Consider the following 23,967-nt stretch of genomic DNA (forward strand, 5'->3'; position numbering starts at 1 on the left):
TTTATGCTTCAACTTCATTACCGTTCTTACACCAGTAAAGGGCATTGTATACATTTTCTTTAGGAAAAGACTTGAATTCACCGGGCATCAGGACACTGAATATATCGGTGAAATTCTGAACACCTGTGCTATCCGTCACAATAGCTGTACGATTCCATTTAGCAAGGTTTTTTAGTCCCAAAAGTGCGTCTTGTAACCATGCTCCCATGGTAAAATTCTCCAGATCCGTATCTAAATACAACAAATAATTAAGTTCATCAAACTGATCGACCTTTTGTTTTACATGGGGAATAACAAGGTTTTCAAAGTCCTCTCGGGTCACTTCTCCCGTTGCGCTGAACGCCGCAACATTCTCCGGGGCATCTGGAATAATAGTAATCATAGTATATTTTTTATGGTTTGGTGGTATTTCACCAACAATAATTACACCAATAATCGTCCGAAAATCGTTAAAATACTCACAAATATTAGTATTTTAGTTTAAAATATTAATATGGATTTAAAATCGAATGAACCATTTTGGTTATTAAAGAATGGATTGACAGCCTCTTATCCTTCTTTAAAATCAGATGAAGAATGTGATGTATTGATTATCGGGGGTGGAATAACGGGAAGTCTGATTGCCCACCAGATGGTAAAAGATGGATACAGGACGATCCTTATTGATAAACGGGAGATTTGTAACGGAAGCACCTCAGCCACTACTTCTATGCTGCAATATGAAATTGATATTCCACTTTTTAAACTGATTGATCAGATCGGGGAAAAAGGAGCTGTTGAAAGCTACAAAGCCTGTTCAGATGCTATTGATATAATAGAACAGCTTACAAAAGAATTAAAATCAAAGGCCGGTTTTAAAAGAAAAAGATCTCTGTATTATGCGTCAAGAAAAAAAGATATACAGTGGTTGCAGCAGGAATTTGAAGCCAGAAAAAAATACGGATTCGAAGTGGAATGGCTTGATGCTGAAGAAATTCAAAAAGAATTCGGATTTCAAAATACATTTGGAGGAATTGTTTCTAAGCAGGGAGCAAGCGTAGATGCATTCAAATTGGCCCATGAATTATTGGAATTTAATCATAAGAAAGGACTTCTTGTATTTGATAAGACAGAGATGAAAGCGGCAAAGAGTTACAGAGGATATAATCTTGTAAGCACAATAAACGGACCTCAGATCAAAGCTAAAAAGATCATTTATTGTATAGGCTATGAGAGTAAAAGTCTGATCAAAGAAAATTTTGTGGATCTCAAAAGCACATATGCTCTAGTTTCCGAGATTGATGATGATAAATTTAAAAATATCTCCAGTACACTGGTCTGGAATACAGATGAACCTTATATGTATATGAGGACTACTGATGACGGAAGGTTACTGATCGGAGGAGGGGATGAGGATTTTTATGACGCGAAAAAGCGGGATGCATTGCTGGATAAAAAAGAAAAACAGATTCTGAAAACATTAAAAAAGATCAGGCCCGATTACCATTTTTATACAGATTTTGTATGGGCTGGAACCTTCGGGGAAACTAAAGACGGGTTACCTTATATAGGTGAACATGAGAAATTCAATAATTCCTATTTTGTGCTTGGTTTTGGTGGAAACGGGATTACTTTTTCAGTTACAGGAATGGAAATGACATCCCTTTTTATGAAAAATAAAAAACATCCCTTATCGAGATATTTTAAGTTTGAAAGATAAAACCAGATGGTTATGAAACATCATCCACCTGGTTTTATCATTACTATATTGGTGGCTTCCAAGCTGCCAATATTATATAGTATATCCGCTTTTTCTGGCCAATTCCAAGATTGAAGTTTCGATAGCTTTGCCCAGATCATCAGAGTCTGCATTTCCTCTTTTTTTCATTTCGTTATCGATATAGTCCTGTCTTTTTTTGGATAGCCCCTCAATTTCTTTTTGAATCTTTTCCCGTTCGGCAGATTTCTCCGTTACCAGCCTTTTTACTTCATCTTTAGTTTTGCCTTTTAATTCAGCGGGGAGTTCACTTTCTTTAACAGTTGTTATAAAGTTGACATCCTTTTCCGCTTTGTCTACGAGGTCCCAGTGATCATTCTTATATGCATTCTTTTTACTTTTGGCTACCGTTCTTTCCACCGCATTGGAAACAGACTGAACTGCTGCATTTTTATCCTGCATGATCTGTTTGCTCTTGGATTCGGAACCATGGCTTCCGTAATATACATAAGTGTCATTGAGTTTCGTGTTATACTCTGAAATTTTAGCATCATATGGTGTTTCCACATAGATTACCTTTCTGTCACTATCGATATTAAAGTACTTTCCATCACCTGTAACAGCTCCATTTTGCCAGAATGACTGGATGCCTTCATTTCTGTCACCACAAAATATAGTATTCGTATAGATTTTTTTTGCCTTAGCAGATGAAATAACTTCCTTGTAGTTAATTCTTCCCTGATCAAACGGCTCATTACCGGCAATGTAGATAAGTTTCATACTTTTATCATTTTTATCCCAGTTCAGATTCATAGCCGCATCCCGGATCACGGCACCGCAGTATTCACTTCCACCATTGGTTCTTAATCCGAATAATTTTTCTGAAACCAGATCCAGATCCTGTGTTAGGGGAGTTACCTGGCGGATGAAATTTTCATCGCGAATTCCGTCATTGCCATATTCGTATAATGCAATTTCTATTTGTGGTGCTTTTCCTTCATACTTTAGTGTAGTCAGTGTATTTACAATATTCCAGAGTCTGGATTTAGCCTGATCGATTAATCCGTCCATGCTGTTCGAAGTATCCAGTAAGAGGGCAACCTGAATTTTGTTATCCCCTGATGATGGTTGTGCAGTATACAAAGAAGGTCTTTGTCTTGTAATGTGCTCAATTACCGAAGGATTGCTTTTTCCCATACAACCTGTCTCTGTAAGGCTATTAGAACTTAAAAAAGCAGCACCTATACTCAATGTTAAAATTTTTAAAGTTGTCATTATTTATATTTTTAATTGGTTTATTTTCTGTACTATCGAATCTGCAATGTTTTGGTATTTTAAAGGAAAAATTGATGACTCCTTAGTTTGAACAAAGGCAGCTGCGGAGAGCTGCCTTTAAGTATTTTAAAGTATCTCGTATCTGGTTTTAATGCTGTATTTCAATTTGATATTTTCAATATTGTCAAATGAATAATCAACTCCTGCATCAGCTTCCATTTGTACATTACTGGATTTTCTCATGTAGGCGGACATTGGCATAATAGTGTCACTTGTATAATCCTCGATCTCTGTAATTTCTAAAGGAGCTCCGGTTTTTTTACCCATGCTTTCCAGTAAATAATCCGCTTTTTCTTTAGCTGCCTTTAATGCATTTATTTTTACGGTTTTTCTGAAATCTGCAATTTTGGTATTTTTTACCTCTGCAATATTCAGGCTGCTTACCCACTTTTGATTTAGCCCTTCGAATACCTTACTGAGGTTGGTCTTAGCATTTACTTTAAACTGAAAACTTTTGGTGAACTTGGTTGTTTTTGAGTAAAGATTCTGATACATTGATTTGAAGGTGATATCCTCATTCTTTACCTCATTGCTTATTAAAGTTTCAAATAATTTCTTTTCATTGTCTGCCAGTTCATTTTTGTTATCGGCCTTTATTCCGATGTTGAAGATGATTTCGTCAGGCTCTACTTCCATTTCAGCAACTCCCGTTACCTCAATTGCATTTTTCTTTACTTCCTGTGCGTTTATTAAACTTCCTGCTGTAAGGAATCCGATTAATAAAAAATGTCTCAATTTCATAATTTCTTGTTTTAAATTCTGAAGTAAAATTAGCTCGATTGTAAACCTGAAATGGAGAGACTTGGTGAAATGAAGTTTTCACTTGGTGAAATGACAAAAAAAAGACAGTTCACTCGAACTGTCTTTTTATTATAGGTATTTAAATTCTTTTTAAGGCAAGAAAAAGACCTTTGAAATCTTATTGTCTTTTATTTCATAGATGGCAGTTGCTTCTACTTTTCCGTTTTTCCTGATTCCTGAAACACTTTCTTTATCCACGACAAAATTCCCTTTGATTAGCCTATTGGTAATTTCACAATGAAGATCCGGTAATTTGTCAAACATAGCGCTGTAGGTTTTTCTCATGGCATCTTTTCCCTTGCTTATTAATTTATCAGGGAAAGTATAGAGTTCGACATCGTCGGCATAAGGTTCTAGAAATGCATCTATATTTCTGGCATTGTATCCGTTTACCTGTTGCTGGACAAGGATTTCTGGGGTAATTTTTAAAATTTTATCAGGCTGTATTGGCTGTCCGTTTTTGAAAATCATTTCTATCTGGGTAAGATGATCCAGATTTTCAGTGGGATCTGCGCGTAAAAGAACCATATCTGCTACTTTACCGGTGTTTATACTTCCCGAAATATTTTCTTTATTAAAGATCTTGGCTGGATTAATTGTTGCAGACTGAATGATCTGCCAGTTGTTCATTCCACTTTCTTTCATTGCTTTTAGCTCGGCAAGAAAGGAAGTAGCATGTTGTGTGGCAATGTTTCCCGCATCTGTTCCCGCTGCAATGGTTACTCCTCCGTCCGAAAGTCTTTTTAGATTAATGATTCTTACAGAATCTTTCTTTCTGGCGTAAGCGTTCAGCTGAGGTAGGTTGAAACGCTTTTTCATCTTATTGATCGTTGTGGAGTCTGCAGAATCTGCTAAATGTTGAAGATCATAGATAGATCCTACTGTTTGTGGATTCGAATTCTCCAGTTCATAGGTATTGTATTTCTTTTTCTGGGCATAGGTTTTAAAGTAATTATCCATCACCGTGAGTGTCGGGCTGAGTACTACTTTTTTTGATTTAAGAAGTTTGATAAAGTCATCCGGTACAACTTCATCTTCCACATCATGCACTAAAAAGTCGGCTCCATTTTGTACGGCAATCTGTGCGGTAATTCTTTCCGTAGCATGTACTGCAACTTTAAGGTTGTTTTTGTGAGCTTCTTCAATAATAGTTTTAATAATAGGCTCATATTTTCTTGCCATGGCTTCTATTTCTTTCGGGTCTGCCATAACGATATACCATATTTTGATAAAGTCGGGTTTATACGGAAGTTGCTCCTGAACCATTTTGCATCCCTCTTCACTGGTTTTAACCAATTTGAAAGGCTCATTTTTATCCAGGTTTTTAAAAGCTTCGGGCTCGTAGGTTGTAATGAGTGGCCCTGTCATATAAACAGAAGGCAGAGTAGGATTTTTTGCAAATGAATCTCTTAATTTCAGAAAGTTGAAAGTAGCCCCGGCATCGATGACGGAAGTAATTCCATTTTTAAGATAACGCAGTAAAAAATCTTCCATATTCTGATGTACCCAATCTATTTCTTTTTCATAAGGGATCTGCTTTCTGAGATCAAATGCATCCGGTCTCGTATATAAGCCCCCGCTCTGGAAGAAATGAACGTGGGCATCCGTCATTCCCGGCATCAGAAATTTACCTTTTCCATCTATAACCGTCGCATTTTTAGGGATTGTTATTTTATGCCCCGGTTTGATTTCAGAGATCATGTTTTTTGTAACCACTACGGTTTGATTGGGAATCATTTTTTTATTCATCACATCCACAACCGTTACATTCTGAATGTAGGTTTGTGCATGAATTGTCTGGGTAAGAAAACACAGAAGGGACAGTAAATACAAATAGGTTTTCATGAGTTTCTTTTAAGAGATTTGTAATTCACAAATATATGAAAACAGGTGTATTGATTATTATTTCTTTTAAACTTGGTGAAATATACGTTTCACTTGGTGAATGGTAAGAGACGATACCTAAAGTTTTACTTACTTTGCATAATAGATTTGGATACAAGTGAAATTACTTTTTAAAATTATATTACTCATTACCTTGGCAATTGGAAGTTCTTCTTTTGCCCAGGATTCCATGAAGGTTTCTAAAGTACTTAAGTCTGCCTCCAAAATTAGAAAAGCGGTTGATAATAATGATAATAAAACGGTCGCGGATACCTATGTCGGTATGGCAAATGATTATTACGGGCAGGGAAATTATGCAAAAAGTGAAGAATACCTTATAAAAGCAAGGAATCTATACCAAAACCTAAACGATAAAAAGAACCTCGAATTTGTAACCCGAAAGCTCGCGCAGTCCCAGGAAAAACAAAATAAAATAAGTCCGGCCATCCTTAACTACGGCAGAGCAGCTGATATCAGCTACTCAAAGGAAAACAAAAGCATCAATACCAACGATGTTACCAGGCTCTCGTCACCTTCTAAGGAAGAGAGGGCGGAAGCGATCCAGAGCAATATTGATATCAGCAGGAAAGACAATGAAAAAGCAGATCTGGCAGCCAGTTACAGTCAGTTAGCTGATGTAAACATCCAGCAAAACGATATACCTAAAGCTGAAGCGAATCTTAAAAGTGCTTACACAATTTCCAAAAAGCAGATGGAACCTCAGCAGGCTCTGGAAATTAATCAGAAGCTGACCAATTTTTATGTTGAGAATAAAGATTTTGATAAAGCCATTGAAGCCAAGAAGAAAGTTTTGAAAGAGGACTTTGTAAAAGATAATTCTCAGAAAAAAGTAGAGCAGATCCAGGAGCTCGCTGATATTTATATAAAAAAAAATGACACAAAAAGTGCTATTGAAACATTGAAAAATGCCTACAATATTGCACTGGAAAAAGGACATACGCTGGAGGCCCAGAAAAGTGTAAAAAGATTGGACAGTTTGTACAGTGTTTCCGAAAATACGGGTGAATCGGTAAAGCTATACAGGGATTTTCTCGGACGATTACCTGATCTTGTTTCAAAGGACAGAAGTCTTGTTGATAATAAAATTCTTGAAGACACTGAACAAAGAATAGCACAATTAGAAAAAGAAAGGGAATTAAAAGATGAGCTGATCCGCAAAAAGAATGCATTTAATTATAGTCTTATAGGAGCCTTGGTTGTATTGGCAGGATTGGCAGGCTTCATTTTATGGACATTAAAGAAAGTTCAGATCAAAAATAAAAAAATAGCTTTACAATCCCTTCGCCGGGAAATGAATCCACATTTCATTTTCAACAGTTTAAATAGTGTGAATCAATTCATCGCCACGAATAATGAGTTGGAGGCGAATCAATACCTGACAAAATTTTCGAAACTGATGCGCGGTGTTATGGAAAACTCAGCAGAGGATTTTATTCCTTTCCAACAGGAGCTTGATCTGTTACAGAACTATCTGGCCCTGGAAAAAACACGGTTTGCAGATAAATTTGACTATGAAATCAAGGTGGATGAAAGCCTGAATTTACAGAGTCTACTGATACCCGGCATGCTGATCCAGCCTTTTTTGGAAAATGCGATATGGCATGGGCTACGGTATCGTCAGAACAAAGGATTTTTACAACTGAATTTTGAGAAGCAGGGTCAATATATGATAATAACCGTTGATGATAACGGAATAGGTATTGAAGAAAGTAAAAAATTGAAAACAGAACATCAAAAATCAAGGCAAGGAAGGGGGATGAAAAATACGATGGAAAGAATTACATTGTTAAATGACCTTTATAAACAGGACATCCACTGTGCCATAACGGATAAAAAGAATGAACAAGGTGTAACTGTACAGATCCGCTATAAATTATAACTTTTTCAGGATTATCTTATCTAATAGACGTTTGTATTTCAACTAAATATTATATTTTTACATGTAAACCGGACATTATCCGGATCTGTATCAATGAAAATAAAAGCTGTTATCATAGATGATGAGGTTATTGCAAGAGAGGTTCTAAGGAATTATCTTACAAAATATTGTCCTCAGGTAGAAATCCTCGGTGAAGCCGAAAATATAAAAGATGCCGTTCCTCTGATCGCTGAGAAGCTTCCGCAGCTTGTTTTTCTGGATGTGGAAATGCCATTCGGGAATGCTTTTGATGTCTTGGAAGCTACTAAGGATTACACCTATGAAACGATCTTTATAACTGCTTTTTCTCAATATTCCTTACAGGCTCTTAATAAGTCGGCCAGCTATTATATTTTAAAACCTATAGATATCCAGGAGCTGATTCTTGCCGTCAATAAAGTAGCAGAAAGCCTTGAAAAAAAGGAAGAGCTGAACCGGAATAAAATACTGTTGGAAAATCTCAAAGTAAAACCTGATAAGCAGCAACTTATCCTGCCGACATTACAGGGATTTGATGTTGTGAAAACTGAAGAAATAGTAAGACTGCAGGCAGATGGAAATTTTACCCTCGTTTATCTTACAGACGGAACCAAAAAGATGGTATGCAGATTTTTAAAACATTTTGATGATCTTCTTGAAGCTCCCTTTGTCAGAGTTCATCGTTCACATATCATCAATACAGGTTTTGTTAAATCATATCACAAAAGCGGGACTGTTACTTTATTGGATGATGCTGAGATTGAGGTTTCAGGGACATTCAAAGAAGCTTTTCTTAAAACCTTTTCTTAGCTTTATGTTAAGGGGAACCTAAAGGCATCATTTTTGGACTTTTTCATAACCACAAACTTATATTATTATGAAAAATTTTCAGAAAATAGTTATTCCTGTCTCGATAGGAGTTTTAGGATTTCTCATTTTTAATCAATGTTCTGTAAGGGTACCAAAAGGTGCTATGCCTGTCACCCGTTTTGATTCCGGAAGATACCTGGGAAAATGGTATGAAATTGCCCGCTTCGATTATAAGTTTGAGAAAGACATGGACAATGTTACGGCAACCTATTCCCAAAATCCCGATGGAAGCATCCGGGTAGATAATAAAGGGTATAATTATGTGAAAAAAGAATGGAAAGAGTCCATAGGAGAGGCAAGGTTTGTAAAAGATAAAACGGAAGCCCGCTTAAAAGTTTCTTTTTTTAAACCCATTTGGGCAGGCTATAATGTGATTGATATCGATGAAAACTATCAGTATGCCTTAGTAGCAGGAAACAGCTTAAAATACCTGTGGATATTATCCAGAACGACTGAAATTCCGGAAAGCATAAGATTACGGTTTTTAGAAAAAGCAAAGAGAATAGGATACAATACGGATGAATTGATCTGGGTGAAGCATAATTAGCAAAAAGGCTGATTTGCCTAGAAAGATTTCTATAATAAACATTGCCGAGGCCACAGATTTTTCCGTCATTTGTATTAGATTTTTTTTCAAGAATGTACAATATGGAAAATGCTGTTCTCATTACTATCGGAGACGAGATCCTTTCAGGAAATACAATAGATACCAATTCTAATTTTATTGCTACTGAACTTAAGAATATAGGGATAAAAGTTTCACAGATTTTCACGATTTCTGATGAAATTGAAACTATTAAGGATACTTTACATGCTGCTTTTGAGATAGGAGACCTTGTTATTACAACAGGTGGGCTGGGCCCTACAAGGGATGACAAAACTAAAAAAGCGCTTGCCGATTTTTTTAATGATGAAATAGCTCTGGATGAACCGACTTTCGAACATTTAAAAAAATATATGGAAAAAAGAGGCCGTCTGGAAATTCTGGAAAGAAACAGAGAACAGGCTTTTGTTCCTACTAAATCTACAGTTTTCCAGAATCAGTATGGGACTGCTCCATGTATGATGATGAAGTATGGTGATAAACTGAGCTTTAGTCTTCCCGGAGTGCCTTATGAAGTAAAGCCCCTGATCAAAGACCAGATTATTCCTTACCTAAAAAATACTTTTAGCTTACAATATATCACCACAAGAATTGTTTCCGTAGTAGGAATTCCTGAAAGTATTTTAGCGGATATCATTGAGGATTGGGAGCTTTCGTTACCTGAGAATCTGGCTTTATCCTATCTTCCGGTGGGAACCCGCGTGAAGCTTCGCCTTACAGCATCTGGACATGATGAAAATATTCTGAACAGACAACTTGAGGAAGAGATTCAAAAACTCTTTCCATTGGTAGGTGAAAATATTATCGCTACTACTGAGGACAAAATTGAGAAAATATTAGGGGAACTTTTGGGTGAGAAAAAACTTACGCTTTCCACGGCCGAAAGCTGTACGGGGGGAGAATTGGCAAAAATGATCACTTCGAATTCAGGAAGTTCCAAATATTTTATAGGTGGAATTGTTCCCTATGCAACAGAAAAAAAAGTTGAAATTTTAAAAGTTTCTCAAAGCACGGTGGACGAATTTACGGTTGTAAGTGAACAGGTAGCTGAAGAAATGGCAAAGGGATGTCAGCGCTTATTTGATACGGATATTTCCATTTCTACAACTGGAGTTGCCGGACCGGGAAAAGGAGAGGATGGAAAGGATGTAGGAACCGTTTTCTATACAATCAGGATTCATGATCAGGCTCAAAACTTCAAACTTTATATGCCACATCTGGAAAGACTTGACTTTATGAATTTCGTTTCACAGAAAATTATTCAGGATTTGGTGAGCTTGCTTGTAAATAATTAGTTAAACTTTTCTTTTTTTTAATTTTTTTTTAATTTTAAATACAACAGTTTTTCACACTTTTTGAATCTTCAGCCGAAAATATCAAAACGTGGAAAATTCAAAACAGGTTTTTCAAACAACTAATAAAAAACGCTGGAGAAATGTGCAGTGGGGATCCCGCATTTTTATCTTTGTCGGGATATTGCTTTTCCTGGCGTTGGCACTCATGATGAAACTGGATAAAAGTCCCAAAATCCCTTTTCATGAAGATTACAAAACCGTTATCACAGCAGGAAAGCCTTACCTTCAGGAGAATAGAATCTCAAAAGAATATAAGGGATTCAGAAGCTTTATTTCTGAAAAGACGATTCGTACCAATGTTTCCAAAATTGAGGAAGCAAAAGCAGAAAGATTAAAAAACCAAAACAGGAACTGGGCTCAATTTCCAGGAGGGATCCGTTCTGCTTTCTATGTAGCCTGGGACCCTCAATCCCTCATGTCCCTGAAAAGGAATGTTAAGCACATCAATTTGGTCTTTCCGGAATGGTTTTTCCTTGATCCTAAAACAGGAAATCTGAAAACCAATATCGATCCTGAAGGATATAAGGTTATAAAAAGAACGGGAGTTGCTGCGATGCCGATTCTCAGTAATAACTCAGACAGAGAATTCCGTGCTGAGGGTTTGGCAAAAGTACTTAACGATCCGTTAAGAAGAACCAAACTGATCCGGAAGCTTGCGGAGGAATGCGTAAAGTTTCATTTCAAAGGAATCAATATTGACTTCGAGGACATGAATTTGAATTCTGATGAAAATCTTATTGCTTTTATGAAAGAGCTTTCAGATAATTTTAAACAGAATAAGCTACTGGTGACCATGGATATTATGACGGATAATGACGATTATAATATTCAAAAATTAAATCCTTACGTAGACTATTTTGTGTTGATGGCATACGATGAATATTCAGCTTCGGGGGATGCAGGACCTATCTCTTCTCAAAAATGGATTGAAGCGCAAACCGGGAAAATTTTAAAGAAAACAACGGCAAACAAGATTATTCTAGGTCTTGGGGCTTATGGATATGACTGGAGCTCAAATCCGGATGATAATATTTCGGTTTCCTATATGCAGGCTATTACTAAGGCCAGTGCAAGTAAATCGGTTATCAATTTTGATGACAATACTTTTAATCTCAACTATTCATACACAGATTTTAAGAATAATACCCATACGGTATTTTTTAATGATGCGGCATCGATTTTTAATACTATGCGCTTTTCTTCGGAATATCCTTTGGCGGGAACAGCACTTTGGAGATTGGGAAGCGAGGACAGCAGAATCTGGAATTTTTATGATAAAGATCTCACTTTTGCCGGCCTGCCTAAGCTTGATCTTAAAAAACTGGAGAATGTAAAAGGCCAGACCATGGTAGATTATATCGGAGATGGTGAAGTACTGGATGTCCTGAATACACCCCATGACGGGAAAATAGCTCTTGAAATAGATCCTAAAGAAAAAATTATTACGGATGAGAACTATATCACGTATCCAAGTTCTTATGAAGTGAAAAAATATGGTTGGGCACCACAGAAAGAACTGGTACTGACATTTGATGATGGTCCGGATGAAACGTATACTCCTCAGGTCCTTGATATCTTATCAAAATATCACGTTCCGGCTGCATTCTTTTTAATCGGCCTGAATGCTGAGAAAAATCTTCCTCTGGTAAAAAGAATCTACAGAGAGGGACATGAAATAGGAAACCATACTTTCACTCATGAAAATGTGGCCAAAGTAAGTCCGGAGAGGGCTTTATTAGAGATGAAACTGACGAGGCTCTTATTTGAATGCATAACCGGTCATAGCACGATCCTGTTCAGAGCACCTTATAATGCAGATTCCGAGCCTACAACCTCTGAAGAGATTATTCCCGTTGCCCTGGCCAGACAGCAGAATTATCTCGATATCGGTGAAAGTATAGATCCCGAAGACTGGCAACCTGGTATTAAAGCAGATGAGATCGTAAAACGTGTAATGCAGGGTATCAAGCAGGAGAGAGGAAATATTATTCTACTGCATGATGCTGGAGGAGACACAAGAGAAGAGACGATCAAAGCTCTGAAAATTTTAATTCCTACTTTGCAGAAGCAAGGTTATCATTTCACGAATCTGGCAAGCATTTTACATAAAAGTAAAAATGAGCTGATGCCTGCGGTTCCAAAAACCAAGTCGTATTACATTATGCAGCTGAATCTTGTATTAGCGACTGTAATTTATGGGATTAGTCATTTTCTGGTGGCTTTATTTACCATCTTCATTATTTTAGGAATTATCCGTTTGTTATTTATGGTGTACTGGGCAATTAAAGAAAAAGGAAAAGAGAAAAAGCTTTCAAATTTTCCCGTATTGGATACCTATCCTAAAGTATCTATTATTGTTCCTGCCTATAATGAGGAAGTTAATATTGTATCCTCTTTGCATAATTTATTAAAACAGTCCTATCCTAATTTTGATGTTATTCTTGTAGATGACGGAAGTAAAGATCTCACTTATACAAAGGCCAGGGAAGCATTTTCTGAACATCCTAAACTCAAGATTTTCACGAAAGCTAACGGAGGAAAAGCAACCGCTTTAAATTTTGGGATTTCACAAACTGATGCTGAATATGTTGTTTGTATCGATGCCGATACCAAACTGCAACAAGATGCTGTGAAGTTTTTGATTGCAAGGTTTTTGAATGCCTCTGCTGAAGAGAAGATTGCAGCAGTTGCGGGAAATGTAAAAGTTGGAAATCAGGTCAACTGGCTTACAAATTGGCAGGCTATAGAATATACAACCAGCCAGAATTTTGACAGGTTAGCTTATGCGAATATTAATGCAATTACAGTAATCCCGGGAGCAATCGGAGCGTTTAGGAGATCCGTAATTGATGAGGTAGGTGGATATTCTTCGGATACACTGGCTGAAGATTGTGATATTACGGTAAAAATTCTTAGAGAAGGATATACTGTGGCTAATGAAAACAATGCTGTTGCCGTAACAGAAGCTCCGGAGACGGTAAAACAGTTTTTAAAACAACGTTTCCGATGGACCTATGGAATTATGCAGATGTTCTGGAAGCAAAAACAAACCTTCTTAAACCCTAAATATAAAGGACTGGGACTTTGGGCAATGCCAAATATTTTATTGTTTCAATATATTATTCCGTTCTTTTCACCTTTTGCAGATGTCATTATGTTTTTTGGGATCTTATTTGGAAACGGAGAAAAAATATTTATATACTATTTACTTTTTCTTTTGGTTGATGCTTCCCTTGCAATCATTGCGTTTTTGATGCAAAAAGAAAAGCTGATCAATCTCGTGTATGTGATTCCGCAAAGATTCGGATACAGATGGCTGATGTATATTGTATTGTTCAGAAGCCTGAGAAGGGCCCTGAAAGGAGAAATGCAGTCCTGGGGATTTCTGAAAAGGACAGGGAATGTAAAGGAGATAACAACTTCTTAATATTTGTTTAAATTTGTTTTTGTAAACGTAACATATGTTACAATATAAAGACATATTATATAAATTGTTATTATAATGAAAAAACTAACGCTTTCTTTGTTTTTACTAGCGGGAATTTGCTCACAGAATACAGTGAATGCTCAGGCTAAAACAACTAAAACAGTAATGAGTACAACGGATAAAGGTTTAGACCTTAGTTTAATGGACAAATCTGTACGTCCACAGGATGATTTTTACAACTACGTGAGTGGAACGTGGATGAAAACGGCCAAAATTCCAGCTGATAAACCAACATGGGGAAGCTTCAATAAACTGGCAGATGATACTGACAATAATTCAATGACGATTTTGAATTCTCTTTTGAAGGATAAATTTGCAGAGGGAAGTGAAGGTAAAAAAATCCAGGATCTGTATGCTACTTATATGAACATGCAGAAGAGAAATGCTGATGGTATCAAACCTATCCAGGCTAACCTTAGTAAAATCGATGCTATTAAAAACCTTGCCGATCTGCAGAATTACCTGATCTCTGTAACTAAAGAAGGAGAGAATGTGTTATACGGATGGGGCGTAGATGCTGACCTTAAGGATTCTAAAATGAATGCGATCTATCTTGGCGATGCATCTCTTGGTTTAGGAAGAGATTATTATCAGAAAGTAAATGAAAAAAATACGGAAGCGATTGCTGAATACCAAAAGTATGTGGCTTCTATGTTAAAAGAATTAGGGTACAAAAATGCTGATGAAGCTGCAAAAGGAATTGTTGATTACGAAAAAAGCATTGCTAAAACTTATCTGACAAACGAGCAGATCCGTGATTCCAATCTTCAATATAATCCGAAGACGATGTCTGAACTTTCTGCTTTAGTAAAAAATGTTGATCTACCGGCTTACCTTAAAAAAGTTGGAGTAAATTCAGATAAAGTAATCATTGGAGAACTGGGTTATTATAAAAACTTCGACCAATTGGTAAATGCTAATAATCTTCCGGTTATCAAGGATTATCTGAAATTCCACCTGATCAACGGAAGCGCATCTTATCTGAGTGAAAACCTTGGGAACATGAGATTTGCTTTCTATGGAAAATACCTTAGAGGTCAGCAGGAACAGAGAGCTTTAAACAAAAGAGGATATGAGCTGATCAACAGTTCTCTGGGCGAAGCTTTCGGTAAATTATATGTTGAGAAATATTTCCCGGCTGAAGCTAAAGCTCAGATGGTTGAATTGATCGATTATTTAAAGAAAAGCTTTGTGGTTCACATCAACAATTTAACATGGATGTCTTCTACAACAAAAGAAAAAGCATTAAACAAGCTTAATAAATTCACTGTAAAAGTTGCTTATCCGGATAAATGGAAAGATTATTCCAAATTGGTTATCACTCCAGAATCAAAAGGAGGTACTTTATACCAAAACCTTCAGAATGTTTCAGAATGGCAGTATAATAAAGATTTAGCTAAAATTGGAAAACCGGTTGATAAAACTGAATGGGGAATGACTCCACAAACGGTAAATGCATATTATAATCCGGTAAATAACGAGATTGTATTCCCTGCAGCTATTCTTCAGCCGCCGTTCTTTAATCCTCAGGCTGATGCTGCTGTGAACTTCGGTGGAATCGGAGCTGTTATCGGTCATGAAATGAGCCACGGATTTGATGATTCAGGAGCTCAGTTTGATGCAGACGGAAACCTGGTAGACTGGTGGACACCTGAAGATAAAACGAACTTTGAAAAAGCAACAAAAGCCCTTGCTGCCCAATATGATAAATATGAGCCGGTAAAAGGAACTTTCGTAAACGGAACCTTTACAAATGGTGAAAATATCGCAGATTTAGGAGGTGTAAATATCGCTTATGATGCATTACAAATGTATTTGAAAGATAAAGGAAATCCTGGAGTGATCAGCGGATACACACAGGATCAAAGATTCTTCTTAAGCTGGGCAACAGTATGGAGAACATTATCAAGTGAAAAGTACATGATCAATCAGGTGAAAACAGACCCGCATTCTCCTGGATATTTCAGAAGCTTCGGTCCGTTAACGAACGTTGACGCATTCTATAAAGCATTTGATGTAAAACAGGGAGACAAACTGTATAAAGCTCCTCAGGACAGAATCAAAATCTGGTAATAATAAATGAAGCCGCTCAGAAATGAGCGGCTTTTATTTACTTGCTGAGCAAATCATGTACAGTAGTTGGTAAATCTCAATCGGAAGAAATGGGTCTATACTTTTATTTCAATAATCGGTATTTTTTCTCTAATTTCAAATCCTGGAGCTTATACTCTCTTAACCTGATTGCCATATTCCTCAACTTTTAACAATTTCTCAATTCTACCATCTTACATAATGAAAATTCGTATATTTGGTAAGTTTGTGTAAAATCAAAAAACGATCTTTAATGAAAAAGCTAAATATTGGGATACTTGCCTTTTCGGGTATGGTATTTTTAAATTCTTGCGGAACAGCAAAAACTGCAGAAAAAACTACTAAAACAGAAACTCCGGTGGCAACTACACAACCCGTAAAAGAAGAGGTGAAAGAAGAAGGGATTACCCTTTCTTACATGGATAAAAGTGTTCGTCCTCAGGATGATTTCTTTAATTACGTGAACGGAAATTGGGTGAAAAATACACAGATTCCGTCTGATAAAGCAAGCTGGGGTTCCTTCAATGCATTGAGGGAAAATGTGGATGATGCTTCCCTTGATATTTTGAATAAAATCTTATCTGAAAAATATTCTGATGGTTCGGAAGGGCAAAAAATACAGAATTTGTATGCATCTTTTATGGATGTAAACAAAAGAAATGCTGATGGATTAGCTCCTATTAAAGGTGATCTGGCTAAAATTGATGCCATTAAAAACCTTAATGATCTACAAAAATATCTTTTGGATGCGACAAGATTAGGTGACAATTCGTTCTATGGATGGAGAGTAGGTGCAGATATGAAGAATTCTAAAATGAATGCTGTTTATCTTGGTGGACCGGATCTCGGATTAGGAAGAGATTATTATCAAAAAGTAAATGAAGCCAATACCAAAACTTTGGGTGAGTATACTACTTATGTAGGAAAGCTATTCGGAGTATTAGGATATAAAAACTCTACCCAGGCTGCAGAAAATGTGGTTGCCTTTGAAAAACAATTGGCAAACTACCTTTTAACCCTGGAGCAGAACAGGGATGCCAATTTAAGATATAATCCTAAAAATGTTTCTGAGCTATCAGGATTGGTTAAAAATGTAAACCTGGCTAAATATCTTGCAGATGCCGGAGTAAAAACAGATAAAGTTATTGTAGGTGAATTGAAATATTATCAGAATATGGATCAGTTCATCACACAGAAGAATCTTCCATTATTGAAAGACTATTTAAAATATCATGTCATTAATGGTAATGCAAGCAACCTCGATGATGGTCTGGAGCAAATCCGTTTTGATTTCTACTCCAAATATCTTCAGGGTCAAAAAGAACAACGTCCGATGAATAAAAGAGGGCTAAGCCTGGTGAATGGCGTTCTTGGTGAAGCTTTTGGAAAATTATATGTTGAGAAATACTTTACTCCTGAAGCAAAAGAGCAGATGGAAACTTATATTGATTACATTCTGAAATCGTTCAAGACGCATATCAATGAAATGGATTGGATGTCTCCGGAAACAAAAGTTAAAGCGCAGGAAAAACTTTCTAAGTTCACCGTAAAAATTGCTTATCCGGATAAGTGGAAAGATTATTCTGCATTGAAAGTAGAAGCACCATCTAAGGGAGCAACGTTATATTCTAACTTACAGAATGTTGCCGCTTGGCAATACCAGAGAAGTCTGGAAAAAGTAGGCAAGCCTGTTGATAAAACTGAGTGGGGAATGACTCCACAAACGGTAAATGCGTATTATAGCGGTTCAAATAATGAGATTGTATTCCCTGCCGCTATTCTTCAGCCTCCTTTCTATAACCCTAAAGCGGATGCTGCCGTTAACTTTGGTGGAATAGGAGCTGTTATCGGCCACGAAATTTCTCATGGTTTTGATGATAGTGGTTCCCGATTCGATGGAGATGGAAATCTGAATAACTGGTGGACAGATGCCGACCGTAAAAACTTTGATGCAAAAGTAGGACAGCTTGCAGCTCAGTATAACGGATATGAGCCTGTAAAGGGAAGTTTTGTAAACGGTAAGTTTACAAGCGGTGAAAACATTGGCGATCTTGGTGGAGTGGCGGTAGCATATGATGCATTGCAGATGTACCTTAAAGATCATGGAAATCCGGGATTAATCAGTGGATTTACCCAAGATCAGAGATTCTTCATGAGCTGGGCAACAGTTTGGAGAACTAAGTCTACGGATCAGTATATGGTAAATCAGGTGAAGACCGATCCGCATTCTCCTGGATATTTCAGAGCCTTTGGCCCATTGGTGAATCAGGATGCATTTATCAAAGCATTTGATATAAAACCTGGAGATAAGCTGTACAAAGCACCTCAGGATCGTATAAAAATTTGGTAATTCAACCGAAAATTGTTAGAAAAGAAAAAATCCGTCTCTCACATTAGTGGGGACGGATTTTCTTTAATATGCATTTTTATAATTCCGGATCACAAACTTTATTCCGGTTTCTATAATGTCTCCCATGGTTTTACAATATTTGAAATTTACATCGTAAGTGAGTTTTTGCAAAGCCGTCTTTAGTTCTGTAACATTGGCTTCCGGTGCGAGATCTTCTTTTTTCATAATAGAAATGAGTTCATCAAATCTGTTTTTACTGCTGGTTACCCTTTTTACAATTTGTGAACGTACTTCTTTACGGTACTGTTCTATGGAACTGGGTTTCAGTTTTTCCAGTACCATATTGACCATTTGACTGTTTTCTTTAAAATATTGGGGGAGGTATACCTTCAGATTTCCTTCATAAGTTTGTTGGTCAAAGTCAATGGGGCGGATTCTGTAAATAACCTGGTCAAAATCATGTATTGGAATAATGACATAGTTATAAGAGCGCATGTCACCAAGGAGCCCAATAAGACAGCGTTCATTGAATTTTACAAACTCCTTGGAGATCTGAGCTTTTTCGGGCTCCGTACAATTGGGTAAGTGCTTCTTAATAAAAACATCACCGGGAATTCCTAAAATATGCTCTTCTATTAAAGTGTTTTTGTAAATCAGAAAGTTAATTCGATTAGGAGAAAGCAGATCCTCAAGCTCCAGTCCATAAATACGGGAAGCATCTGCCTGCTTAATATAAAAGTTAGTGTAATTGTCATTCAGAATATTTCTCACCCGGATTCGAAAAGGTTTAGAATTTCCGAAGGTGCAAAAGTCGATTGTATCCACTTTCAGGTAGGGTAAAGTAGCCTCATCTCCGTCAGAATGAAGAAGAGTATAGATCTTGTTTAGATTAGCTTCTATTTCTTTAAACTCATGTTCAGAATACAATACCCCAAGCCACAAAGTATCTTTACCATCATTATCCAGGATACTTACGCTGTCACTAAATCTCAGGAGGTCTTCATACAGAAAATGAATCTTGGTTATTCTGTTGTGTTTTTTCAGATATTGCTGTAATGCTTCTGAAACAGGAAATATTGGTTTTCTAAACGCTATCTTTACATCTTTCATAATTCTGTTTCTTTGTTTAAATATAAAGAATATTTTTTTCAGTATTTTTTTCAGATATAAGAAGAATTTTTATTTTGTCCCGGATTTAACATCTTTGCATAAGAGCAAAGTACACCAGGATTTTATTTTACCTCTTTATAGCTTATTTTTATTTATTTTTCATAGTTTAGTGAGGTGAAAATGACATATTTAAGTGTCACAGACCAAATAGGATTAAATAATGTAAGAAAAATCTTAACAAAATTTTGTATGTTGGAGTTTTTTTTTAAATTTAAACATTGGATTGGCGACTTATTCGATTCGTCGGGTAAAGCCGGTTCTAACCAAAATCAAAAATCTCAAAATAATAATAATATGGCAATGTTTAATTATGGTGTTGGCGGAAACGAGATAAAAGTAGACGCTAATGAGGCTATTCAGGAAATCCAAGAGAATAAGTCATTAATTGTAAGCCAGCTTACTACCGATGAATCTTATACCCCTGAAATTGTAACAGGATTAAAGACTGTGGATGACGTCTTCAAACATTTTCAACCTTCGATAAGTGTACAACATGAAACGGAAGATGGTAGTGTAATCAATGAAGAATTCCGTTTTCAAAATCTGGGAGACTTCACTCCTAAAAGCCTTACGCAAAAATCAGATTATTTACAGCAACTTAGTATGGAACAGGAACAATATAATAAAATTGTCCGCCAGCTAAAAACCAATAAGGTTCTACGCAGTATGCTGGAAAATGAGCAGACAAGAGCTGCATTTGTGGAAGTGTTGAAAGAAGTGGCACAAGAACTTGAAAAATAACCTAAAGACTTTACATTAAATCATGGATAGTAAATTACAGGCAGCTGAAAGCCAACAACAAGGCCAGCAGCAACATTCGGGACAACCGAAAGGTAATCCCCTTGCCGAACTCAATAAAATTGGTGGTTTCGGTTTTGTAGAATCTGTTGTTGACGGCATCGCCAACATGAATCCTACCAGAAAAGCAAGAAAAGAAATATTTCTCACCGATAATAATAAAGGAGATGAAAGAAAAGAATTGCTACAGAAGATTAATCTTTGGGTAAGCCTTCTGGAAGGGAACGAATCTGCAGATAAAATGGCAGAAGTGTGCAAAAATAAAGCACAACAGGCAGAAAATAGTTTAAAAACAAATTTAAAGAACACTCTGGATACGGTTCGTCAGTTAGAAACATCTTATCGTACAGTAGCACAGTTCTATAAAAATACCGAACTTGATAAGGTTGATAATGTAAGTATTGTGAATGCAAGCTTAGATCAACTATCGGATCTTGATAATCCGCTTTTCATCGATGCTATTGCTGAAGAATTCAAGAGTTATTATGATCGTCTGGATCTTAGAGACAATTATTCCCTTTTAGCCATTCCTGGTTATTTAGGATCAAATAAAGTAGTCGAAAAATGGGCAAAGATCTGTAATGAGAACAAAGTAATGTTGGTTACCGATTTTGCTAATCTTGACAAACCGGATGACGTAGTGGATTTATTTCATTCTGCGAACCTTACCGGTGGAGAACTTCACAGAAGTAATGTAATCATGACCTGCAACTGGCTTGTAGGACGTGGAAGAGCTGAAGAAGTGGGTGAAGAAGAAAATGTGGAACTTCCACCTTCTACTTCATTGGCCGGTAAAATCCATAAAACATTAATGTCTCAGGTAGCGGCCGGTAAGAAACATGGTAACATCAACGAAGTAGATGCCGTAAAATTCGAATTGAAGAAGAGTGAAATTTCTCAGTTGGAAAAAATGGGATTGGTCCCAATGGTTAATGAATATGGCAAGATCATGGCCTTCTCTGCAAAAACGTTGTTTACAGGAGATAATATCGGTCTTCAAACCTATTCCGTAGTTCGTGTATTCGATTATGTAACCAAAGTTTTGCTGGATTTCCTTAACAGAAGAGCATTTGAAAACTGGACCGCTAAAAATGAAGATGATCTGAGAAGACAGATTGTAACCTTCCTTGATGGTATCAAAGGTCCGGATAAACTGATTGAAAAATTCAAGATCGTTCGTTTCGAACAGGATAAAGTAAATAAAGACAGGGTATGGCTTGATATCCGTTTAACGCCTTATTTCCCAACAAAGAGTTTCGTTATTAAATTGGACGGACATAAAGGGGATGATGGTAACGAATGGGAGTCTCAATATACTCAGGACTAATATATCCTTACCAAATAATAAAAACCGATGCAATTTTACATCGGTTTTTTTCTACCAAATTTATATGAAAATTAATATGTTTACATCCAGGTTTGCCTATTGCATACCCGTTTTCCTGATGCTTTTTATAGGCTGCGAGAAGAAATATCAAAGCCCGAATTACTATAAAAAAGATCTTTTTGAAGATGAGAGACAGGAAGGGAAAGCTTATATTATGAATAAAGAAGAATGTATCGACGGTAGTGATATGGTTCTTGTCAGTTCAGATATAAAGCTCGTAGACAGCTCATCCGGTCGCGGGAGACCTATTTTTATTTACAGACTTACTTCCGGTGAGATAGAAAAAACGACAAGAGACTCTGTGGTCACCTATCCGTTCCAGTTTCTATCCAACCAGAGGCTAAAGCTTAAAAAAGATTCCATGTATGTTTTTCTGAAAAAACTTAACGGATACCGTTTTATTGCAGAAGAGAAAAAGCTTAAGTATCAATGGCTGAAATCCGCTCCAGTATATACCGTAGGTACAGAAAGTAAATAGTTCTATCTTTGCAAATGCTTTTATTTATTTCATATCCTATTTGTGAAATGATGTAAAAGGCAGGTTGAATTATTTAAACAGAGTCACTTTTTGGAAAAGAATTTTAAGGATTCGGACTTTCTTCATGTCGGAAACAAGCTGTTAGGATGGTACAAGGAAAATGCCAGAGATTTACCATTCAGAAAAACAAAAGATCCATATAAAATATGGATCTGCGAAATTGTTTTTCAGCAAACCAGAATTGCTCAGGGGCTTAACCATTATAATAATTTTATCAGACGATTTCCGGATGTGAAATCCCTGGCGTCAGCAGAAGAAGATGAAGTCTTGCTTCACTGGAAAGGCTTGGGGTATTATTCCAGAGCAATCAATATCCATAAGGCAGCCCAACAGATCATGACAGATTTTGATGGTATTTTTCCTGCCCGGTATGAGGATATATTACGGCTAAAAGGAGTGGGGAAGTATACTGCAGCTGCAGTTTCGAGCATTTGTTTTAACGGACGCATGCCTGCCGTTGATGGGAATTTCTACAGGGTATTAAGTCGTGTTTTCGCAGATGATTTTGATATTTCAGGTTCAAAGGCCTTTGCTTATTTTTCTGAATTGGCGTCATTAGTTATGCCGGAGAATGTAGGAGATTTTAATCAGGCCATGATGGATCTGGGATCTGAAATCTGTAAGCCCAAAAATCCTCTGTGTGAAAAATGTCCTTTAGAAGATGATTGCCTGGCCTTTGCTTTGAACAAGGTTTCAGAGTTTCCGGTTAAAACAAAAAAAGTAAAAACAGAAGACCTTCATCTGCAGTATTATTTTATTCATTACAAAGGCCAATTTGTGATCCAACAAAGAAAAGATGATTTTATCTGGAAGAAACTTTTTGAATTTCCGTCCTCTCTTCCTAAGGATTTCAAGATATTTATAAAAAACCTTAAAACAGTTCAACATAAGCTCACCCATAAGAATCTTACCATAGATATTTATAATGTTGAAATCCCTTCAAAAGCTATCTGGGAGGATTTTACAGTAAATAATCTATATATTGTAACGGACTACCGGGGATCACAGGATAAATCTTTTCCCAAGCCTCTGGAAAGCTATATCCAAAACTCGTTGAAAGACTGAAATTTGTCTTCCTAAATCTGAAATCTAATTTGTACTTTTGCAAAATGATTAAAAAAGTCATTTTTATATTTGCTTCATTGCTTTTAATTTCATGTGGAAAAGATCCAATCCCAAAACCATACGGAGAACTGCGTTTGGAATATCCCACACCAAAATATCAAAAATTTGATCCTGACTGTGCTTATAGTTTTGAATACTCGGATTTTGCAATGATCACAAATGCTAAAAGGCCTTGCTGGTACTATCTGAATTATCCTAAAATGAAGGCTAAGGTTTTTGTTACCTATTATCCGATTCAGAATGATTTTGCCGATCATATCAAAGAAGCTGAAAAGATGGTGTATGAGCACACCATTAAGGCCAGTGCCATTGACACTAAGTCTTTTGAATATCCCGAAAAGAAAGTCTACGGGAATTTTTACGAATTAAAGGGGCAGAGTGCTTCCAATCTTCAATTTTACATTACAGACAGTACAAAACACTTTGTAACTGCTTATCTATACTTTAATACAAGACCGAAACCGGATTCATTGGCTCCTGCAGTAAATTATATCAAGAATGATATGAAGCATCTGCTGGATACTTTCGAATGGAAAAAATAAATCAGTTTAAAATACA

The 23,967-nt window shown here is 36.5% G+C and carries 18 protein-coding genes; 13 read left to right on the forward strand and 5 right to left on the reverse strand.

Features of this window, described 5'->3' with window-relative positions; genetic code table 11:
• Position 1: 1 nt before the first annotated feature.
• Complete coding sequence (locus MTQ00_RS21510) at positions 2 to 382, reverse strand: STAS/SEC14 domain-containing protein (protein ID WP_273650935.1); 381 nt, start codon at positions 380 to 382, stop codon at positions 2 to 4.
• A 111-nt stretch (positions 383 to 493) separates the two neighbouring features.
• Here MTQ00_RS21510 and MTQ00_RS21515 point away from each other — a divergent pair, with 111 nt between their 5' ends.
• On the forward strand, positions 494 to 1,699 hold the full coding sequence (locus tag MTQ00_RS21515; RefSeq protein WP_273650936.1) for an NAD(P)/FAD-dependent oxidoreductase: 1,206 nt from the start codon (positions 494 to 496) through the stop codon (positions 1,697 to 1,699).
• Between the two features lie 72 nt (positions 1,700 to 1,771).
• Here the strand turns inward: MTQ00_RS21515 and MTQ00_RS21520 are convergent, their stop codons facing one another.
• From MTQ00_RS21520 to MTQ00_RS21530, 3 genes are all read right to left on the reverse strand, one after another.
• Positions 1,772 to 2,971: a vWA domain-containing protein gene (locus MTQ00_RS21520; RefSeq protein ID WP_273650937.1), complete on the reverse strand. Its 1,200-nt coding sequence runs from the start codon at positions 2,969 to 2,971 to the stop codon at positions 1,772 to 1,774.
• Positions 2,972 to 3,097: 126 nt separating this feature from the next.
• Positions 3,098 to 3,772: an SIMPL domain-containing protein gene (locus MTQ00_RS21525; protein WP_273650938.1), complete on the reverse strand. Its 675-nt coding sequence runs from the start codon at positions 3,770 to 3,772 to the stop codon at positions 3,098 to 3,100.
• A gap of 150 nt (positions 3,773 to 3,922) precedes the next feature.
• Positions 3,923 to 5,677, reverse strand: a complete 1,755-nt coding sequence (locus tag MTQ00_RS21530) for an amidohydrolase family protein (RefSeq protein ID WP_273650939.1) — start codon at positions 5,675 to 5,677, stop codon at positions 3,923 to 3,925.
• A gap of 157 nt (positions 5,678 to 5,834) precedes the next feature.
• Between MTQ00_RS21530 and MTQ00_RS21535 the strand changes: the two genes are divergently transcribed.
• The 7 genes from MTQ00_RS21535 to MTQ00_RS21565 all read left to right on the forward strand — a co-directional run bounded on the left by MTQ00_RS21535 (position 5,835) and on the right by MTQ00_RS21565 (position 18,391).
• Positions 5,835 to 7,616: a tetratricopeptide repeat-containing sensor histidine kinase gene (locus tag MTQ00_RS21535; RefSeq protein WP_273650940.1), complete on the forward strand. Its 1,782-nt coding sequence runs from the start codon at positions 5,835 to 5,837 to the stop codon at positions 7,614 to 7,616.
• Between the two features lie 93 nt (positions 7,617 to 7,709).
• Positions 7,710 to 8,444: a LytR/AlgR family response regulator transcription factor gene (locus tag MTQ00_RS21540; protein WP_172276757.1), complete on the forward strand. Its 735-nt coding sequence runs from the start codon at positions 7,710 to 7,712 to the stop codon at positions 8,442 to 8,444.
• A 67-nt stretch (positions 8,445 to 8,511) separates the two neighbouring features.
• Complete coding sequence (locus tag MTQ00_RS21545; RefSeq protein ID WP_273650941.1) at positions 8,512 to 9,051, forward strand: lipocalin family protein; 540 nt, start codon at positions 8,512 to 8,514, stop codon at positions 9,049 to 9,051.
• Positions 9,052 to 9,152: 101 nt separating this feature from the next.
• Entirely contained in the window at positions 9,153 to 10,403 is a 1,251-nt protein-coding gene (locus MTQ00_RS21550; protein ID WP_273650942.1) for a CinA family nicotinamide mononucleotide deamidase-related protein, read from the forward strand.
• An 88-nt stretch (positions 10,404 to 10,491) separates the two neighbouring features.
• Positions 10,492 to 13,890, forward strand: coding sequence for a polysaccharide deacetylase family protein (locus MTQ00_RS21555; protein WP_273650943.1), 3,399 nt, complete (start codon positions 10,492 to 10,494; stop codon positions 13,888 to 13,890).
• A gap of 75 nt (positions 13,891 to 13,965) precedes the next feature.
• Entirely contained in the window at positions 13,966 to 16,023 is a 2,058-nt protein-coding gene (locus tag MTQ00_RS21560; RefSeq protein WP_172276769.1) for a M13 family metallopeptidase, read from the forward strand.
• Between the two features lie 271 nt (positions 16,024 to 16,294).
• On the forward strand, positions 16,295 to 18,391 hold the full coding sequence (locus MTQ00_RS21565; RefSeq protein ID WP_273650944.1) for a M13 family metallopeptidase: 2,097 nt from the start codon (positions 16,295 to 16,297) through the stop codon (positions 18,389 to 18,391).
• A gap of 63 nt (positions 18,392 to 18,454) precedes the next feature.
• Here the strand turns inward: MTQ00_RS21565 and MTQ00_RS21570 are convergent, their stop codons facing one another.
• Positions 18,455 to 19,501 carry a hypothetical protein gene (locus MTQ00_RS21570; RefSeq protein WP_172276775.1) on the reverse strand — a complete coding sequence of 349 codons (1,047 nt, stop codon included), beginning with the start codon at positions 19,499 to 19,501 and terminating at the stop codon, positions 18,455 to 18,457.
• 354 nt (positions 19,502 to 19,855) lie between these two features.
• On the opposite strand from MTQ00_RS21570, the gene MTQ00_RS21575 reads away from it, so the two are divergent.
• The 5 genes from MTQ00_RS21575 to gldD all read left to right on the forward strand — a co-directional run bounded on the left by MTQ00_RS21575 (position 19,856) and on the right by gldD (position 23,951).
• A complete protein-coding gene (locus tag MTQ00_RS21575) occupies positions 19,856 to 20,302 on the forward strand; it encodes a type VI secretion system contractile sheath small subunit (protein WP_228456922.1) in 447 nt (148 codons plus the stop codon).
• 22 nt (positions 20,303 to 20,324) lie between these two features.
• Positions 20,325 to 21,686 carry a DUF5458 family protein gene (locus tag MTQ00_RS21580; RefSeq protein ID WP_172276781.1) on the forward strand — a complete coding sequence of 454 codons (1,362 nt, stop codon included), beginning with the start codon at positions 20,325 to 20,327 and terminating at the stop codon, positions 21,684 to 21,686.
• 64 nt (positions 21,687 to 21,750) lie between these two features.
• Positions 21,751 to 22,224, forward strand: a complete 474-nt coding sequence (locus tag MTQ00_RS21585; RefSeq protein ID WP_273650945.1) for a hypothetical protein — start codon at positions 21,751 to 21,753, stop codon at positions 22,222 to 22,224.
• Positions 22,225 to 22,314: 90 nt separating this feature from the next.
• Positions 22,315 to 23,349 carry an A/G-specific adenine glycosylase gene (mutY, locus tag MTQ00_RS21590; protein WP_273650946.1) on the forward strand — a complete coding sequence of 345 codons (1,035 nt, stop codon included), beginning with the start codon at positions 22,315 to 22,317 and terminating at the stop codon, positions 23,347 to 23,349.
• A 44-nt stretch (positions 23,350 to 23,393) separates the two neighbouring features.
• The gene (gene gldD, locus MTQ00_RS21595) at positions 23,394 to 23,951 is read left to right on the forward strand and encodes a gliding motility lipoprotein GldD (protein WP_273650947.1); all 558 of its coding nucleotides are present in this window, start codon (positions 23,394 to 23,396) and stop codon (positions 23,949 to 23,951) included.
• Positions 23,952 to 23,967 lie beyond the last annotated feature (16 nt).

Source organism: Chryseobacterium sp. B21-037 (genome assembly GCF_028570785.1).
Classification (GTDB): domain Bacteria; phylum Bacteroidota; class Bacteroidia; order Flavobacteriales; family Weeksellaceae; genus Chryseobacterium; species Chryseobacterium proteolyticum.